Origin of the sequence: Segeticoccus rhizosphaerae, assembly GCF_009192725.1 — a bacterium.
Taxonomy (GTDB): domain Bacteria; phylum Actinomycetota; class Actinomycetes; order Actinomycetales; family Dermatophilaceae; genus Segeticoccus; species Segeticoccus rhizosphaerae.
This window is the reverse complement of record NZ_VOHR01000619.1, coordinates 1-954: the sequence shown is the minus strand read 5'-3', so window position 1 is coordinate 954 and position 954 is coordinate 1. Positions and strand designations below refer to the sequence as shown.

The 954-nt window shown below is 72.9% G+C and carries 1 protein-coding gene and 1 pseudogene; both read left to right on the top strand.

Going from position 1 to position 954, the window contains the following annotated elements; genetic code table 11:
- Positions 1 to 208 (top strand): annotated as a pseudogene (locus tag FRW57_RS22105) (tRNA (adenosine(37)-N6)-dimethylallyltransferase MiaA); the annotation flags it as partial.
- Positions 205 to 954, top strand: a 750-nt coding sequence (gene dapF / locus FRW57_RS22100) for a diaminopimelate epimerase (protein WP_152187091.1), incomplete at its 3' end; no start/stop codon positions are given. The pseudogene FRW57_RS22105 and the gene dapF, both read left to right, overlap by 4 nt.

Below are 954 nucleotides of genomic sequence, written 5' to 3'. Positions count from 1 at the left end.
CCAGGCCCTGGCCGCGCTCGACGGCGCGATGAGCCCGGTCGAGGCGCAGGAGGCGACGATCACCGCGACCCGCCGGTTCGCGCGGCGGCAGGAGTCGTGGTTTCGCCCCGACCCGCGGGTGTGCTGGCTGCCGCACGACGACCCGCGTCTCATCGACCGTGCGCTCGAGCTCGTTCGCAGCGACGTGGGGCAGGATGGGCCTCGATGACCACGACGCGAGCCTTCACCAAGGGACACGGCACGGAGAACGACTTCGTGCTGCTGCCCGACCTCGACGGCACCGCCGACGTGACCGCCGACCAGGTGCGTCGCATCGCCGACCGCCGCGCCGGGATCGGCGGCGACGGAGTCATCCGGGTGGTGCCGACCTCCGCGGTGCCCGAGGTCGCCGACCAGGCCGACCGGGCTCGCTGGTTCATGGACTACCGCAACGCCGACGGATCCGCCGTCGAGATGTGCGGCAACGGCGCTCGCGTGTTCGCCGCCTACCTGCGTCGGGAGGGCCTGGAGGAGGCGGACACGTTTCACATCGCCACCCGGTCCGGCGTCAAGGCGGTCCGTTTCGACGGCGACCGCATCGCGGTCAACCTCGGCAGCTACCGGCTGCTCGACTCCGACACGGCCGAGGCCAACGGGTCGGACTGCATGGTCAACCTGCCGGACGGGCCGCTTCCGGGGCTGTCGCTCGAGCTCGGCAACCCGCACACCGTCGTCGCCCTGCCCGATTACGTCGTCCTCGAGTCACTCGACCTGACCACCGCCCCAGAGGTCTCGCCCGTGCCCTCGGACGGCACCAACGTCGAGCTGGTGCGGCCGATCTCGGCCGGGCACATCGCGATGCGGGTGCACGAGCGGGGGGTCGGGGAGACGCGTTCGTGCGGCACCGGCGCGGCCGCTGCGGCGCTCGCCACCCGCTGGTGGGCCGGCGAGGTCTCCGACGACCGGGTGTGGCAG